The organism is Petrotoga sp. 9T1HF07.CasAA.8.2, from assembly GCF_002895585.1.
Classification (GTDB): domain Bacteria; phylum Thermotogota; class Thermotogae; order Petrotogales; family Petrotogaceae; genus Petrotoga; species Petrotoga mobilis.
The window spans coordinates 41,996-58,454 of the sequence record NZ_AZRI01000024.1; the positions used below are offsets into that span (position 1 = coordinate 41,996).

Sequence of the window (16,459 nt, forward strand, 5' to 3'; positions counted from 1 at the left end):
AATAAGGTTCTTGCAAAAATAGGCAGGTAATAGACACTTCTCAAATTAAATAAATATTTGAATGTTTTAAAGGGAGGCCTTTAGATGAAAGTTGTAATACTAGCAGGTGGATATGGAACAAGGTTAAGCGAAGAAACAGTAAACATACCAAAACCCATGGTTGAAATAGGAGGAAAACCTATATTATGGCATATTATGAAGATATATTCTCACTACGGCTATAATGATTTTATAATATGCTTAGGGTACAAAGGTTATATAATAAAAGAATATTTTATGAATTATTTTATGCATATGAGCGATATTACAGTTGATTTAAGCAATGGTGGAATAAAAGTGCACAATTCTAAAGCTGAAAACTGGAAAGTGACTTTAGTAGATACGGGATTGGATACAATGACTGGTGGTAGAATTAAAAGAATAAAAGATCACTTAGATGGAGAAAGGTTCATGCTTACATATGGAGATGGAGTAGGAAATGTAAACATTAATTCTTTGGTCGAATTCCATGAATCGCATGGAAAATTGGTAACCATGACAGCTGTACAACCTTCTGGCCGTTTTGGAGCTTTGAGAATAAACGATGAAAAAAAAGTTGAAAGCTTTGTCGAAAAACCTGCAGGAGACGGAGCCTGGATTAATGGGGGTTTTTTTGTTTTAGAACCTCAGGTAATAGATTATATTAAAGACGATAACACTATCTGGGAACGAGAACCACTGGAAAACTTAACAAAAGAAAGTCAATTATTTGCATATAAACATGAAGGCTTTTGGAAACCGATGGATACGTTAAGAGACAAAATTGAATTGGAAAGATTATGGAGTACGAAAGAAGCTCCTTGGAAGGTATGGTAAATGGATTTACTATATTAATCACAGGGGGTACAGTAATCGATTAGCCATAGCAGGTGCAAAAAAGCTATAGGAAAATGAACTGATGAAATCAAATAGTAATATAGAAAAATTCAAAAAAGATTTTAATTGGAAACCTCAGGTAAAACTGGACGAAGGATTGGCTAAAACAATTGAATGGTATAGAAAAAGATTAGGAGAGAAAAAAGGTGTTTTATAATTTCTTTAAAAACAAAAAAATATTGTTAACAGGACATACTGGTTTTAAAGGGAGTTGGCTAACTGCATGGCTATTAAAATTAGGTGCAGAAGTTTGTGGTTTTGCTTTAGAACCTAATACTGATCCAAGTATGTTTCAGATTTTAAAATTAGAAAAGAAAATTGAACACAATATAGGAGATATTAGAAACTCCTTAGAAATAGAAAAAGTCGTTGATGAGTTTCAACCAGCGATAGTTTTTCATTTGGCAGCCCAACCGCTAGTTAGGGTATCGTATGAAGAGCCAAAATTAACTTATGAAACGAATGTAATTGGGACACTTAATCTTTTTGAAGCAGTAAGAAAAGTTGAAAGTGTAAAAACTATAATAAATGTAACAACGGACAAATGCTATGAAAACAAAGAGTGGGTATGGGGGTATAGGGAAGATGAACCCATGGGAGGGTATGACCCTTACTCTTCAAGTAAAGGTTGTGTAGAACTTTTAAGTTCTTCCTATAGAAGAAGTTTTTTTGAAAAAAGAAATATAAATTTATCAACGGCAAGAGCGGGAAATGTCATTGGTGGAGGAGACTGGGCAAAAGATAGATTGATACCTGATGTAGTAAGAGCACTCTCCAAAAATCAAGAAATAAAGATTAGGAATCCTCAGGCTATAAGACCATGGCAGCATGTTCTTGAACCTCTGTATGGTTATCTTTTGTTAGCAAAGGAAACATTTGAGAGCAACCAATTTGTAGGTGCATGGAATTTTGGGCCCTACGATTCAGATATTTTAACAGTTGAAGAAGTGGTTAAATTAGCAATCAAAAAATGGGGAAAAGGAAGTTACATCGAAGAAAAAAATATTGAAAAGCTTCATGAAGCTATGATGTTAAAGCTGGATATTAGTAAAGCGAGATATTATTTAAAATGGGAACCTACTTACAACTCTACACAAGCAATCGAAAAAACAATAGATTGGTATAAAAATTATTTTGAAAACATGTCAGATATGTTTGAGTTCACGCAAAAACAAATAGGGGAATTTGAAAATGAGATTGAGGTGAAAAAATGGAAGAAGATTTAAGATATCAAATAGGAGTTGTTCCTGTATTTTTAGATATAGAATTAGGAGCATATAATGTTAAAGAAGTCAATGGATACTTTAAGAGATAAAAGAAAGCTCGATGATTTTTGGATTGGAGGTAAGCCTAAATGGGAACTATGGGAGTAAAGGTTTTTCTTACTGGAGGTACCGGATTTGTTGGAGCTAATCTGGTGAGAGCTCTTTTGAAAGAAGGATATGATGTTCATCTTGCGGTGAGGGATACCTCCAAACTATGGAGAATTGAGCAAATATTATCGCATATTACTTTGCATAAGTGCAAATTAGAGGATGTGAATGATCTTAGGCGAGTGTTAAAAAAAATAAAACCTAGAGGAATAATACATCTAGCAGCTTATGGTGGAAGTCCTAATCAAAAGAGCAAAGTCGAAACAATTAACACAAATCTTACTTCATTCATTAATTTGATAGAAACAGCCCATGAAATTGGCTTTGAATGGTTTATTAACACCGGTAGCAGTTCGGAATACGGGATTAAAGACTCTCCTATGAAGGAATCAGATTTTCCAAATCCGATTAACCTGTATGGTGTTACGAAACTTGCTTCAACACTATACGCTCAAGCCTATGCAAAAAAGTTTGGACTTCCTGTTGTTACACTGAGACTTTTCTCCCCTTTTGGATTCTATGAAGATTCTTCAAGACTAATACCTTATATTATTGAAAGTATGATTAAGAAAGTTCCAATCAATTTGTCATGTCCATCGAATGTCAGGGATTTCATATTTATTGAAGATGTTATAGCAGCGTATTTGAAAGTGATACAACATATCTCTAAGTTAGAATCGGGGGATATTTTCAATGTTGGATCAGGTAGGCAACGTACAATAATGCAATGTTTTGAGATATTGAAAAAAATAACTGGTTACAACATTGATCCACGATGGCATTCAACAGAGCCAAGGGACAGCGATTTAGCAAAGATATGGGAAGCTGACATAAGTAAGATAACCTCTAGAATAGGATTTATTCCCCAATATTCATTCGAGGAAGGGCTCTCGAGAACAGTTCAATGGTTCTATAAATATTATGTAAGCTAATCACTGATATGCCAAGCGGTAAAAATCAAAAAAATGTTAAAAATTAACCTAACTGACAATACCGCCATTCATCCTGTTTTTAAGTTTCATATCCATACATATTATACGAGGAGGTGTGGTAATGAAAACTGTTGACTTTATATCAAAAATTCTAATTGAGGAAAATGTACGGCAGGTTTTTGGAATGATCGGAGGAGCTGCTACAAGATTGATCGATTCGCTGAACTCCAATGGTTTGGAGTTTGTTCCTTTTTACCATGAACAAGCCGCAGCTTATGCTGCTACTGCTGCTGCAAAATATTCTCGCCAATTGAATGTGGCTGTTGCTACTAGTGGCCCGGGAGCAACTAACTTAATAACTGGAATAGCCGATGCTTATTTTGATTCGGTTCCAGTATTATTTCTAACTGGGCAAGTAAACACAAGTGACTTTAAATATGAAGGAAAAGTAAGGCAATTAGGATTTCAAGAAACAGATATTGTGAACATAGTTAAACCAATAACAAAGTATGCCTCACTTGTAGATAATTCAAATAAGTTGGTCCATGAGGTTAGAAAGGCAATTTCTATAGCGAAATCTGGCAGACCAGGTCCAGTACTTCTTGATATACCAATGGATATACAAGCTCAGTTCGTAGAAATTGATGAAGAAAATAAAGAATTTAACAGCAATGAGCCTTTAAAAGATCAAATAAAGCCCGATTTAGCAAGGATGGTTCTTGAAAAAATAAAACAATCCAAAAAACCGTTAATTTTGTGTGGTGGGGGGTGCTGCGACTTATCGACAAAAGAGCTTATACTCAAGTTTGTGGAAAAGTACAAAATACCTGTTGTAGTTTCGTTGATGGGTAAAGATTCATTCCCTAATGATCACCCACTTTACAGCGGATTTGTTGGAGCGTATGGAAATAGGTATGCAAATATTGCAATGGTACAATCTGATCTACTCCTGGTTCTTGGTTCAAGATTGGATACTAGACAAACTGGGAATAATCTTGCTCCATTTCAGAAGAAATGCATTATTCAAGTTGATATAGACGAAAACGAGATGAATCAGAGAGTTTCAAACGAAATATCCGTTGTAAGTAGTATAAACAGTTTTTTGAAAACTCTTCTGGATTTCTCTATACAAGATCAAGAAAAGAAAGCATTGAACAGAAGCAACTGGCTTTTCTTTTTGGAACAGTTGAAGGCCAAATTTCCAGTTATTGGGGAACCAATTAGAGCTGGAGTGAAAGAATATCACTATAATCTAGCAAAGGAAATATCGGATCATCTTTGGGAGGATGACGTGATTTGCGTCGATGTTGGTCAAAATCAAATGCTGGCCGCGCAAGCGATAGAAATAAGAAAGAAGCAGAGATTTATCAATAGTGGTGGCATGGCACCGATGGGGTATTCACTACCTGCAGCAATTGGGATTTCCCTTCAGAATAATAGTAAAAGATCCATTGTTATCACAGGAGACGGTGGATTCCAAGTTAATATACAGGAGTTAATAACAGTAGCAAAAAGAAAACTTCCAATAATTATCTTTGTATTCAATAATCATAGTCTTGGAATGATCAAGCAATTCCAAGAATTGTATTTAGATTCTAGATTTGTAGGTACAGATAGTTCGGGTAACTATTATCATCCGGATTTTGTGGAAATTGCTAAAGCTTATGGAATAAAAGCTTTCAAAATATCAGCTAATTCAAAAACATGGAGAAGAGACGTAACAAATATTCTAGATAATTCTTATGGACCAGTGTTAGTAGACGTTGATCTTGATTATCAGACGTATATATATCCGAAGCTAGAATTCGATAACGTCATTGATTCTCCTCTACCAGATTTAAGCGATCTTGAGAAAGCAGGACTACAAAAGCTAATTAGTAAATTGAACACTGAAGATCAAGGGGTATAGGGAAGATGAACCTATGGGAGGCTATGATCCTTACTCTTCAAGTAAAGGTTGTGTAGAACTTTTAAGTTCTTCCTATAGAAGAAGTTTTTTTGAAAAAAGAAATATAAATTTATCAACAGCAAGAGCAGGAAATGTCATTGGTGGAAGAGACTGGGCAAAAGATAGATTGATACCTGATGTAGTAAGAGCACTCTCCAAAAATCAAGAAATAAAGATTAGAAATCCTAAGGCCATAAGACCCTGGCAGCATGTTCTTGAACCGTTATATGGCTATCTTTTGTTAGCAAAGGAAACATTTGAGAGCAACCAATTTGTAGGTGCATGGAATTTTGGGCCCTACGATTCAGATATTTTAACAGTTGAAGAAGTGGTTAAATTAGCAATCAAAAAATGGGGAAAAGGAAGTTACATCGAAGAAAAAAATATTGAAAAGCTTCATGAAGCTATGATGTTAAAGCTGGATATTAGTAAAGCGAGATACTATTTAAAATGGGAACCTACTTATAACTCTACACAAGCAATAGAAAAGACAATAGAGTGGTACAAATATTATTTTGAAAGCACGTCAGATATGTTCGAGTACACGCAAAATCAAATAGAAGAATTTGAAAATGAGATTGAGGTGAAAAAATGGAAGAAGATTTAAGATATCAAATATTGGAATTAACAAGAAAATATATTAGAGAAAAACCAAAAGAGGAGTTCTTACCAGGGAAAACACTAATACCCTTTGCGAGAAGAGTTTTTGATGAGAACGAATATGTAAATTTAGTAGATAGCTCTTTAGATGGATGGCTAACAGCGGGAAGATATGAAGAGGAATTCGAACTCAAGTTCGCTAATTTTTTTGGAGTAAAAAGTTGTTCTTTAGTTAATTCAGGTTCTTCCGCTAATTTAATTGCTTTAAGTACTCTTACTTCAAAAAAACTTGGTGAAAGACGTATTAAAAAAGGAGACGAAGTTATAACAGTTGCTGCAGGATTTCCCACAACTGTTAATCCAATTGTACAAATAGGTGCTGTTCCTGTATTTTTAGATATAGAATTGGGAACATATAATATTAAAGTTGAAGATTTAGAAAAAGCATATACAGAAAAAACTAAGGCAGTAATGCTGGCTCACACTTTAGGGAATCCTTTTAATTTGAAAGTTGTCAAAGAGTTTACGGATAGGCATAATCTTTGGCTCATAGAAGATACATGTGATGCGTTGGGTTCAAAATACAATGGACAGTTAGTTGGGACATTTGGAGATATAGCTACTGTGAGTTTCTATCCTGCTCATCATATAACGATGGGGGAGGGAGGCGCAGTTTTAACTAACAGTTTAAAACTCGAACGTATAATAAGATCTTTTAGGGATTGGGGAAGGGATTGTTATTGTAAACCCGGAATGAGCAACACTTGTGGCATGAGATTTAATCAACAATTTGGGACTCTGCCTTTTGGTTATGATCACAAATATGTTTATTCTCATATTGGTTATAATTTGAAAATAACTGACATGCAAGCGGCTGTAGGAGTTGCCCAATTAGAAAAATTAGAAGAGTTCATCGAAAAAAGGAAGTATAACTTTAAAAGATTAAAAGAAGGACTAGAAGAATTCGAAAAGGATTTAATTTTACCAAAAGCTACAGAAAATAGCGATCCTTCTTGGTTTGGTTTTCCAATAACAATTAAAGAAGATTCAAAAATAAAAAGATACGACCTCGTAAATTATTTAGAAAAGAATAAAATAATGACAAGAATGTTATTTGGAGGAAATTTAACCAGGCAACCTGCTTATGAAGATGTTGAATACAGGATAGTAGGAGATTTAAAGAACACAGATTTAGTAATGAATAACACCTTCTTCATTGGAGTGTATCCGGGAATAACTGATGAGATGATAGATTATATGTTACAAGTATTTAAGAACTTCTTTTCCGAAATGGTGGATAAGGCATGATAGTTAGTTCAAAGTGCACAGTAAAGGGTTTAAAAGAAATAAATGAAACATTAAAACTGATAACTTTTGAAATTGAAAAATATGTTCCTTGGGAGCCTGGGATGTTTTTGCAGATGTCTTTAGATAAATATGACCCTTCCGAGCCCTGGCCAAATTCAAGGGCGTTTTCTTTTGCAAGTTATGGAGATCAGGAAGCTAAAATATTGGTTAGAAAAACAGGAGAATTTACTTCCAGACTTTTTAAAGAGTTGAGAAAGAATGATGAATTTTATATTAGATACTGTTTTGGAGATTTTATTTTATCAGAACCTGGAGATAAAGTACTTATCGCTGCTGGAACTGGTGTCTCTGTATTTCTTAGTTATATAGATTATTACATTAAAAAACAGTTGAATGAAAAAGTATTTTTGTTTCATAGCATACGAAACTCAACAGAACTGATAAAAAACTATTTAGATGTGGATATACCAAAAAAAATAAAAATATTCTCTTTTATTACTAAGGAAAGAATTCAAGGTTTTCCAAACAGAAGAATTGAAATTGAAGATATTATGAGTAATATTAGTCTAGATGATCATTACAGTTTTTATATTTGTGGCAATGATGAATTTGTTGAAAAATATGCCATGGGGCTCAGAACGAAAAATATAGATACTATTTATACGGAAAGTTGGGATAAGAGTTTTATTCAATAGTAGAGAATCTCCATGATATTGTTAATCGCATATTCATTTTTTTCAGCATAAGTTAACTAATTTCAGGTCGTACTTTCGCTAACAACGAAGATAAAAAAAGAGTTAGATTGGGAACCCGAAGCATAGTTTGAAGAAGGTATAAAAAGAACAATAGGTAGGTACCTTAAAAACAAAGAATGGATGGATAAGGTTATAATAGGGGAGTAATTGGAGTTTTATGAGAAGAATTATGGTAGGTAGATTGCGATAACGGATCTAAAAAAGAATTTACTAAAAGTTTTTACTGCAAATTTCATATCTTTGGCTGGTAGTTTTGTTAACGGCATTTTTCTTCCCTCTTTATAGTAACTATCTTTCTTGACAGTTCTGCTAGGGATTCAACAATCAGTAGAAAGAACACTTTTCGTTTAGTAAGTGCAGGTATAAAAATGTGGTTATGTAATTTATTTAGAGGCACAACATATGATATATGTTTCTCATATGGAAATAATTTAGGAAATGATAATTCATTTAATGAACAATTGACTTTTGTTATAACTAAAGATAATGAATTTAGGTTGAAGTATAGTTTTAGTGGTAATTTTTTTAATGATGAAAATCTTTATAATTCTGATGAAATTGTAAATATAATCTGGGAAAATCATATAAAAAATGTAATTAGAAAGCAGTAATTTTTACTATTATGGCAGATTATGAATGGTTTGATTGCTCTTGCCAAACCAAAAGTGTACCAAAAACGAGTGTTAGCTAAATGAATAGGGTTTTTCTAGCTATAATTAAGAGTTAGAATAGTTTTATATTTTTTAAAAATTAAACGAAGGTGTTGGCGGGTATATGAGTGAGCGGTTATACAAAATTCTGGGGCAAAAAAGAGGTAAAAAGTATGTTTAAACCCGATCAACCAATTGAATCGTCTAAGGATGATATTTTAGGTAGAGCTTCATTTGCTCAAGCTCTAAGTGATGCTATTCTTAGTTATAAAGAAAAAGACAGTATCGTAATTGGGCTTTTCGGTGCTTGGGGGTCTGGTGCACTTACTAAACGAAAAGTGCACCACCCTATCACACAAATCCTGTATAATGAATTTGGATAAAAAAAATGTACAGGAGGAAAAGAAAGGTGATAGAGATGGTACAATACAATTATATAAGATTTTTGCATTTTAACAAACACAAAAGTCAAAGAGCGATAGCAAAAGAAATGGGGATACACAGAGCGACGGTTAAAAGAGCTATCAAGTAAGGAAGATAGAAGAGAAACTTGGTATCAATCAAAAAGAAGGATAAGGGAAGCAAAGGTAGACACATAAGTACAGCGATGAAGAGTCTTTTGAACTGAGCCATATTATCTGAACTCTTCTTTTAATTTTTGTTATTGGCTTTTAAAAAGGTAGCTTCCCTATAAGCTATAATTTAAATGTGTTGATAAAACAATAAATGATTAGGAGTTGATAGGAATGAATGGTAAGTTTAATAAAATTGAAAGATTTTTCGAAGGTATATTACCGGATGGTAATATAGCCACATTTATGAAAATTATTAAATTTCCATCAACGGTATCTGATTTTTTATTTGAAATAAAAATAAAAAGATTTTTAAGTGAAATAGATAGAATTACTCAAGGTGAAAAGGATAAATTCAAGGAAAAAATCAAAAACAAAAATGATCTGAAATATTTAGGTTTTAAATTGTTGAATATTATTAATGATTCTGACGATGAAAATAAGTGTGTTTTAATTAGTAGATTATTTATTTTATTTATCGAGGAAAAACTAAATGAAAGAGATTTTTTTAGAATTAGTTATTTGATTAATAGGAGTTATTATAAAGATTTATTTGCGCTAAAAAGTTTTTCAAATCAAGATACTATTTCTACGGGTGATTCTATTGCTGATAAAGATGTTCTCGAAAGTTTGTTTAGTTATGGCTTTATAGAAAATAGAGGAATCGATGGGGGTAATTCAAATTTAAATAGTGGAGGAACTATTTATAGTATTAATAGATATGGAATTATCGTAAGGGATATCCTTTAGTTTTATGAAAATGTATAGAAATGATGAATGGATTGAAATAATAATTGAAGATCATAAAAATATGAAGCAAAATTAAAAGACATCGAATTATGATCTAACCAATCTTTATCACGGACATCTAATATGATCTAATGTATTCTTTTTCTTTTTAATATTTTTTGCTGTATAATTGCCATGAGCTCTCAGTTCTTGATTTTGTAATCTGTAATGATAGTTAGGATCATATTGTTTCACCTTGCTTTAGTATTGTTTAAGGATCTACCTTAATCCTTAGACCTCTTCTATGGTGTTCCCTACTAATACGGCTTTGAAAGGTCAATCAACTATTGGTGCTTCAAATTTTGCAAATTCTGATGGTATAAGGTTTAACCCAATAAAATATAAACATCAATCTATTTGGATAGAATGCACTATAGATAACAAAAATGATTAATTTACAGGAACATGGAATTAGTTATTAGTGGTGATAATATGGATGCTGATTTGGTATTTTCAATAAAGAATTCTGACCATAATAAAATTTATGTTGTTAGAGATAATAAAATACTTTTTCGATTAAAAATTAAAGAACCAGATAAAGACAAATATGATTCTTATGACGGGAATTAGATATAATGATGGATGGAATCAAAAATCATCCTTTTGATAGTTTGTATTTTCAAAGAGATAATCACAAAGAAAAGTTCAAAAAATCGATTTATAAGGTATCTTGGCATGGATTTAGTTATAATCAAAATGGAAATATAAAAATGCCAGTTATAAATCTCAAAAACCAAAAAAATCAAAAAGATTTAGAAATAAGACATAAGGGTAAAATTAAAAACGATAAATTGTTTCCATTTCCAATTTGTAGCTTATATATTCCTAAAAATTTTTTTGATAATTCAATAAAATTCCAAAAAATTCAAGATGAAATACCCAAGGACAATATAATTAATGTAAAAAAAGATGTTTTTTCTAGGATTGATTTTTTTATTTTGCCAAAAAATTATAGTGTAAATGACTTTTTTTTGACATCAGCGTTTTTTTTATATTTAGCTTCAGATAATACTTTATTTTCTAGAGAATATCATGGTGAAGTTAGAAAACTGAAAGAATGTCATCCATACAAATCTTTAAAAATTATCGATCATGATATTCTTTATAGAATAATAGAAAATGAAGAAACATATTTACCTGAGTTGGATAATACATATAGCCTATTTATACATAATCCAAATAATCCTTTTGATGTGCTATATAATAGATTAACAAAGAAAGGGGAAGATAGATATTCTCTAAGAGACGAGCATGATAAAGAATTAGAAAGAATAAAAAATATAGATAAAAGCAATGATTAAAAAATTAAAAAGCAGACGATTTGAAAAAAGAATTTTACGATTTTTGTATTTTAACAAACACAAAAGTCAAAGAGCGATAGCAAAAGAAATGGGGATACACAGAGCAACGATTAAAAGAGCTATCAAGCAAGGAAGATAGAAGAGGAAGTTGGTATCAATCAAAAAGGAAGACAAAGGAAGCAAAGGTAGAGACATAGTATGGCGATAGGAATACAAGCATGTAAGATAGGGAAAACAGGGGGGATATTGTTTGGATTGTCAAACTAAAGGAGGTTTATAAAATGATAGAATCAGAGATGAGAAAATTGGATCCTGAAGAATTAATCAATTTGTCTGAAACGAATACTTCTGACTTTCGATGGAATCGTTCTTATATTTATAAAGTTGCATTTGAAAAATATGAGGAAAGTGGTGAGAAAGATAAACTTGAAGATTTAAGGAAAGAAATATTGATTTTCGATCTTTCTACACATAACTCTCCAAAAAAAAGATTTGATTCCATGATGAGTGGAACTACTGATAAGGGAGAAGAATGGAAATATCCTGATTTAGAAAAGCATTTCCCCAAAGAAGCTATTGAGTACTATAAAAACAGGGCGAATGTTACTAATAATCCTATATTAAAAGCTAGATATAGTGATGTTATATGGGAACGTGATAGAGATGCTGATTGTGCTCGTTTGGCTGTAAGCGCCTATCTTGATTGTTGCCCAATTTATTTTACTAACGAATGGGATCATGAACTCGCTGACTCCCTGGATAGAGCCTTAGCAATCTCTTCAATGATAAAAGACCAGAGCTTAATAGATGAAAGTTTGAAAAAGCATTACGAATTCATAAAACAATTGGTAGAAAAAAGAAGATTTCGATACTTGCTTGAAATAATTGAGTCAATTTTGAATCGGGAAAGAAAGATAGGAGATCAAATAGATTACGAATATCTTATTTCAATAATAGAAGCTGCTATTACTGATTATGTTCTAAATATTCCAGATAGTTTTCATTTACAGAGAAGTTTTTTGAAGCTATTAGCAAAAATATGGCAAATTAGAAAAAATGAAGATGAACACCAAAAAATAAAAATCAGAATTGCTGAGTCTTTTAACGAAGAAGCTGAGTGGAAAAAAGTGAATTATCCCAACGGAAACATGGTTGCCGCAATCTTTTATGAAAAAGCACTGCAAGCATATATGGATTTAGGTAAATTTCCCGAAAAGGTGCAGGAATTAAAAGTCAAAATACAAGAGGCGAATGAGGCTGCATTGAAGACAGAATATGAAATAGTATCGGCAGAGGTAAGACTACCAAAAGAGGAAATAGATGAATATTTAAGAATGTATGAAGGACGTGAGACGATAGAAATAATCAAAATAATGAGTTTAGATAAAAACCTTATTCCTTCGTATGAGGAAGCAAAACAGCAAGCAATCGAGCAGGCAACACAATTTGTTTTTCAGCATATTGCTCAATTATCACTAATGAAAGGAAATATTTGTGTTAAATATATTTCTGAAGAAGATGAAAGATTTGAATATGACACGATACTAAATTTTCAAATGAGTTACCGAATAATCACCTCTATGTTATTAAATGAAATATTTACATTACTTGAAAAAGAACACCCAAAATATATTGATTCTTTGACTCAATATTTATCATCATCTGGAATAATAGATGAAAAGAGAATAGAAATTATTCAACAGGGTCTTCGGGCTTTCGAAAAGAAGGAGTATGTAGCTGCTATTCACATTTTAGTATTTCAAATAGAAGGGGTACTGAGGGATTTACTTGGGAAACTGGTTTTATCAAAATTTTCTTACAGAAATAATGAGATGCGTGAAAGAACGCTTTCTGATATTTTAGCAACTTTATCTCAAATAGAAGGGATAGATAAAGACTTTTTGAAATTTATTGAGATATTTCTTAGTGATATTAGAGGGGACAATTATCGAAATGAGATTGCTCACGGACTTTTGTCATTAGAAGATTTTACAAAAGAAAACGCTCAACTACTACTCTTGATCTTAATACAATTAGCTTCATATAGTATCGTTAAAAAGGATAAATAGACATTTTAAAAATAGAAAATTTTGAAAATGGTAGTAGGTTTTTATGTTGGTTAAAGAATACGTTAATATAACTCGCTTTTCAGAAAATTAATAAAAAAGAGTTTCAAATACTGAATAAGGTTGCGGGAGTAGAAGGGTTATTTGAAAAGAATTATTTTTTAAAACCATTATGTAATGGGTGTTTTAGAGCTTCTAAAGAGAGTAAAATTATAAAAGATAGGGGGGTACGGTATGAGGGCAATGTATGTAGCTGATGTTGGAGATGGTTTGTGCATGGCTCTTCGCACATCTGTTGGAGAAACAATTCAAATTGATTGTGGTAGCCAACAAGGAAGTGATGTAGCATTAAATGGTCTTATGAAATTTTACAATCATTTTTCTAGCCCTGACATCTTTATGCTTTCTCACTTTCATTTGGACCATTACAATGGGCTTATGCTGGCTTCCTCTATTGGTTATTTTCCCATACCTTGGGAAATAAAGGAAGTGTATTATCCCAAAATTCCTAAGTTTCGGGAAAAAGAAGAATTTATGCTTTGCCTATTAACAATGAATCTTAGAGTTTTTGGCAGTGAAACAGGTATTATGGAATATGATTTTTTGAAAACAATATCAAAAATAACCAGAAGGTCTTTTAGATACAAACCTGTCTCTAAAGGTGATGTAATAAATATTGGCGGAACATCCTTTGAGGTTTTATGGCCACCAGCAGTAATTGATGAAGAACGAGCTTTGTCTGTAATACGGCAAGCGATAAACGATTTTAATATAGCAATGGAAGCGGATGAAAAAATAAAAGAACTGTATCAACGTGTAGAAAAAGAAGGTTTATTTAGGGCATATTTTGAACAGGAGCAACGAAGTTACTCGGGAGAAAGAGACGATCCCAGTAAGTTGGTGAATAGCGAATATAAAGAGAAAAAGCTTCCCGATGTTGTCAAGAATGCAGATGACTCTCTTAGAAAAGCAGCAAATCATTTAAGCCTCGCTTTATTTGGGGACAACGGGGTATTGTTTTTAGGGGATCTGGAGAATTTCGAAATAAGAAAAGTAGTAAATTATTTGGAATCAGTCGGTAAAAAGAGGTTTTATGTGTTTATAACACCACATCATGGCACACATTGGAACAAGAGTTTAAAAAATATTGAATGCATTTATTCTATCACTTCAAATGGCAGTAAATTACATTCTCGCATAAAGCGAGGGTTTAAGGATATATCTAGAATGTCATTTGCAACTTATGTTAATGGCGATATAGTAGTTCCCCCATTCCTGCCTACGAGATCCCACCGATTTTATCCATGGTGGTTTTATGATGATAAATATTGATGTTGCGTTACCTAAAAGTAAATCAAAAGTTCACTTTGTTCCCCTCATATATACAACGCTGTACTTAAAAAAGAAAAGACTTAGCGTGCGGAAAAGCTGACCACAAAGTAAAGGAGGTTGGAAAAACGCTACCTTAAGCGAGTACAATGCTTAGTCTGAATGTAATTTAATCTCCTTTTTACTAAAACATGGAAAGTTATTCTAGGTACTCGTTTTGTAGTTCTTGCATTAGCATATTGAGATTGTCTTTGTCAATTTGATCCTCATGCCCTTGGATTATAGATGAAAAAAACTCATACACATCAGGATCTTTAATTATCCAGTAGATTTGATTATTTGAAATAGCAGCTTCCACGATTTCATTAAGTTGTTCCGAAGTAAAATCGTTATAGTTTGATAGCTTCTTGACCAATGTATGAGTTTGTGCAAATGACCTACTCGCAGCTAAATCACCTATAAGTGATTCCTTTTCAAGCTCACTCGCAAGCTTGATATTTGGAAAGTGCTCTTGGAAGAATAAGGAGAGTCTCTCGTAGTACACTATCTGTGATCTCTTTTTTTCAGTCCATTCTTGACTAAGAAATTCCATAAAATTGTTTCGGTCTACGATTGAACGGTAATCCTTATCGTCGGTTATGAAATGAAGGTTTTCGCCAACCGGGACATTCTTAAGTAGCGCTTCCCAGTTAATCGCATCTCCTAGAGAGCCACCCTTCCCAGGGGGATTGCCTACCTTCATACGCACACGCGCCTTATCCACCAGATTATCATCGATAGAAATCCGTTTTGCTTTTTCAAATAAGTTCTTTATAGTCACATCTGCTTTCAGCGTCTGTTTCGCAACATCTTTCATGATCTTATCCACTAAGGTGGAACGTTGCTTCTCACATTCTTCCAGGAGTTGTTTCAGGGTTGGATATTGCTCATAGTCTTTACAAAGTTGTGGAAACTGGGGCTTTAGTTTAGGTTCCTGTAACTGCTTCAATGCGTCCATTATTCTGTTTTCTCTGTTGCGCCGAAACTCATCTACAACTTGTTCTGGTAAGTATAGTATCACCTCTTCTGCTCAAGCAGAACACCAAGTTTTTTTAGTTCCTCTAAGTCTTCTTTGGTGAAATGATAAAAAGACAGAAAAATATTTGTGTCTATAAAGAGATACATACAACTCACTCTCCTAATTTGTTTTTTTGAATCTACCGTAGCATATCATATCATAAAACTTATGTAGCTCTCTTGGTGAGAATCTTAAATATTTTCCTGAGTTTGACAGTTACAAAAACGTAAGAATCCTAAAACAGACATGAATAATTGAAAAAAAGCGTTTTTTGCTTTCTCTGTTTTTCAAAAGTGTCACTACATGCCTTCTTTTTTCTTTGTTTATAAGTGTTTTAGACTTACGCTTTGCCACCTTCTAATCCTCAAATTTCCTCGTTTTGGTCCTGTAGTTTCAGTTTCTCTATGAATTCCTCATACGGGTGTGCTTACTAAACGAAAAGTTTACCACCCTATCGCACAAATCCTGTATAATAAATTTGGCAAAAAACTGTACAGGAGGAAAGAAAGGTGATAGGGAAGATACAATACAATTATATAAGATTTTTGTATTTTAACAAACACAAAAGTCAAAGAGAGATAGCAAAAGAAATGGGGATACACAGAGCGACGGTCAAAAGAGCTATCAAGAACCCAGAACAGAAGTATCATATGAACGCTGATAGAGATAAACCAGTAAATGGTGATTTTGAAAAACGTATCAAACATTTGTTAGAGTACAATTCAAAGCAACCCAAGAACCAGAAGTTAACCAAAAGGCGTATATACGAACTCATCCGTGAAGAAGGATACAAAGGAAGTTATTCTTCCTTCACCTATCAAGCAAGGAAGATAGAAGAGAAACTTGGTATCAATCAAAAAGAAG

16 protein-coding genes and 1 pseudogene are annotated in these 16,459 nt (G+C 32.7%); 16 read left to right on the forward strand and 1 reads right to left on the reverse strand.

Annotated elements, in window-relative coordinates; all coding sequences use genetic code 11:
• Positions 1–84: 84 nt before the first annotated feature.
• The 15 genes from rfbF to X925_RS04940 all read left to right on the forward strand — a co-directional run bounded on the left by rfbF (position 85) and on the right by X925_RS04940 (position 14,541).
• Entirely contained in the window at positions 85–855 is a 771-nt protein-coding gene (gene rfbF, locus X925_RS04870) for a glucose-1-phosphate cytidylyltransferase (protein ID WP_121959296.1), read from the forward strand.
• An 82-nt stretch (positions 856–937) separates the two neighbouring features.
• Positions 938–1,072, forward strand: coding sequence for a hypothetical protein (locus X925_RS10540; RefSeq protein ID WP_255408258.1), 135 nt, complete (start codon positions 938–940; stop codon positions 1,070–1,072).
• Positions 1,062–2,141, forward strand: coding sequence for a CDP-glucose 4,6-dehydratase (rfbG, locus tag X925_RS04875; RefSeq protein WP_121959297.1), 1,080 nt, complete (start codon positions 1,062–1,064; stop codon positions 2,139–2,141). Before X925_RS10540 ends, rfbG begins: the two co-directional genes overlap by 11 nt.
• A gap of 128 nt (positions 2,142–2,269) precedes the next feature.
• Positions 2,270–3,220 carry an NAD(P)-dependent oxidoreductase gene (locus X925_RS04880; RefSeq protein WP_121959298.1) on the forward strand — a complete coding sequence of 317 codons (951 nt, stop codon included), beginning with the start codon at positions 2,270–2,272 and terminating at the stop codon, positions 3,218–3,220.
• 121 nt (positions 3,221–3,341) lie between these two features.
• Positions 3,342–5,129 carry a thiamine pyrophosphate-binding protein gene (locus X925_RS04885; RefSeq protein ID WP_121959299.1) on the forward strand — a complete coding sequence of 596 codons (1,788 nt, stop codon included), beginning with the start codon at positions 3,342–3,344 and terminating at the stop codon, positions 5,127–5,129.
• Between the two features lie 13 nt (positions 5,130–5,142).
• Positions 5,143–5,775, forward strand: a complete 633-nt coding sequence (locus tag X925_RS04890; RefSeq protein WP_121959300.1) for a GDP-mannose 4,6-dehydratase — start codon at positions 5,143–5,145, stop codon at positions 5,773–5,775.
• Positions 5,760–7,076: a lipopolysaccharide biosynthesis protein RfbH gene (gene rfbH, locus X925_RS04895; RefSeq protein WP_121959301.1), complete on the forward strand. Its 1,317-nt coding sequence runs from the start codon at positions 5,760–5,762 to the stop codon at positions 7,074–7,076. Before X925_RS04890 ends, rfbH begins: the two co-directional genes overlap by 16 nt.
• A complete protein-coding gene (locus tag X925_RS04900; protein WP_121959302.1) occupies positions 7,073–7,771 on the forward strand; it encodes a ferredoxin--NADP reductase in 699 nt (232 codons plus the stop codon). Before rfbH ends, X925_RS04900 begins: the two co-directional genes overlap by 4 nt.
• Positions 7,772–8,609: 838 nt before the next feature.
• Complete coding sequence (locus tag X925_RS04915) at positions 8,610–8,864, forward strand: hypothetical protein (RefSeq protein ID WP_121959304.1); 255 nt, start codon at positions 8,610–8,612, stop codon at positions 8,862–8,864.
• A gap of 26 nt (positions 8,865–8,890) precedes the next feature.
• On the forward strand, positions 8,891–9,013 hold the full coding sequence (locus X925_RS10545) for a hypothetical protein (RefSeq protein ID WP_255408259.1): 123 nt from the start codon (positions 8,891–8,893) through the stop codon (positions 9,011–9,013).
• A 214-nt stretch (positions 9,014–9,227) separates the two neighbouring features.
• Positions 9,228–9,803, forward strand: a complete 576-nt coding sequence (locus tag X925_RS04920) for a hypothetical protein (RefSeq protein ID WP_121959305.1) — start codon at positions 9,228–9,230, stop codon at positions 9,801–9,803.
• A gap of 614 nt (positions 9,804–10,417) precedes the next feature.
• Positions 10,418–11,143 (forward strand): hypothetical protein, encoded by a 726-nt coding sequence (locus tag X925_RS04925; RefSeq protein WP_121959306.1) that lies wholly within the window; start codon positions 10,418–10,420, stop codon positions 11,141–11,143.
• Positions 11,136–11,282 carry a helix-turn-helix domain-containing protein gene (locus X925_RS10610; protein WP_121959307.1) on the forward strand — a complete coding sequence of 49 codons (147 nt, stop codon included), beginning with the start codon at positions 11,136–11,138 and terminating at the stop codon, positions 11,280–11,282. The genes X925_RS04925 and X925_RS10610 overlap by 8 nt, the downstream gene beginning before the upstream one ends.
• Positions 11,283–11,424: 142 nt before the next feature.
• Entirely contained in the window at positions 11,425–13,212 is a 1,788-nt protein-coding gene (locus tag X925_RS04935) for a DUF4209 domain-containing protein (protein ID WP_121959308.1), read from the forward strand.
• Positions 13,213–13,443: 231 nt separating this feature from the next.
• Positions 13,444–14,541 carry a hypothetical protein gene (locus tag X925_RS04940; protein ID WP_121959309.1) on the forward strand — a complete coding sequence of 366 codons (1,098 nt, stop codon included), beginning with the start codon at positions 13,444–13,446 and terminating at the stop codon, positions 14,539–14,541.
• A 196-nt stretch (positions 14,542–14,737) separates the two neighbouring features.
• Here the strand turns inward: X925_RS04940 and X925_RS04945 are convergent, their stop codons facing one another.
• A complete protein-coding gene (locus tag X925_RS04945) occupies positions 14,738–15,598 on the reverse strand; it encodes a PIN domain-containing protein (protein WP_121959310.1) in 861 nt (286 codons plus the stop codon).
• 506 nt (positions 15,599–16,104) lie between these two features.
• On the opposite strand from X925_RS04945, the pseudogene X925_RS04950 reads away from it, so the two are divergent.
• A pseudogene (locus X925_RS04950) lies at positions 16,105–16,459 on the forward strand (hypothetical protein); the annotation flags it as partial.

Excerpts from the sequence above, each read along its gene's own strand:
- rfbF (WP_121959296.1), top strand. The coding sequence starts at position 85 with ATGAAAGTTGTAATACTAGCAGGTGGATATGGAACAAGGTTAAGCGAA.
- X925_RS10540 (WP_255408258.1), top strand. The coding sequence starts at position 938 with ATGAAATCAAATAGTAATATAGAAAAATTCAAAAAAGATTTTAATTGG.
- X925_RS04880 (WP_121959298.1), top strand. The coding sequence starts at position 2,270 with ATGGGAACTATGGGAGTAAAGGTTTTTCTTACTGGAGGTACCGGATTT.
- X925_RS04885 (WP_121959299.1), top strand. The coding sequence starts at position 3,342 with ATGAAAACTGTTGACTTTATATCAAAAATTCTAATTGAGGAAAATGTA.
- X925_RS04890 (WP_121959300.1), top strand. The coding sequence starts at position 5,143 with ATGGGAGGCTATGATCCTTACTCTTCAAGTAAAGGTTGTGTAGAACTT.
- rfbH (WP_121959301.1), top strand. The coding sequence starts at position 5,760 with ATGGAAGAAGATTTAAGATATCAAATATTGGAATTAACAAGAAAATAT.
- X925_RS04900 (WP_121959302.1), top strand. The coding sequence starts at position 7,073 with ATGATAGTTAGTTCAAAGTGCACAGTAAAGGGTTTAAAAGAAATAAAT.
- X925_RS04920 (WP_121959305.1), top strand. The coding sequence starts at position 9,228 with ATGAATGGTAAGTTTAATAAAATTGAAAGATTTTTCGAAGGTATATTA.
- X925_RS04925 (WP_121959306.1), top strand. The coding sequence starts at position 10,418 with ATGATGGATGGAATCAAAAATCATCCTTTTGATAGTTTGTATTTTCAA.
- X925_RS10610 (WP_121959307.1), top strand. The coding sequence starts at position 11,136 with ATGATTAAAAAATTAAAAAGCAGACGATTTGAAAAAAGAATTTTACGA.
- X925_RS04935 (WP_121959308.1), top strand. The coding sequence starts at position 11,425 with ATGATAGAATCAGAGATGAGAAAATTGGATCCTGAAGAATTAATCAAT.
- X925_RS04940 (WP_121959309.1), top strand. The coding sequence starts at position 13,444 with ATGAGGGCAATGTATGTAGCTGATGTTGGAGATGGTTTGTGCATGGCT.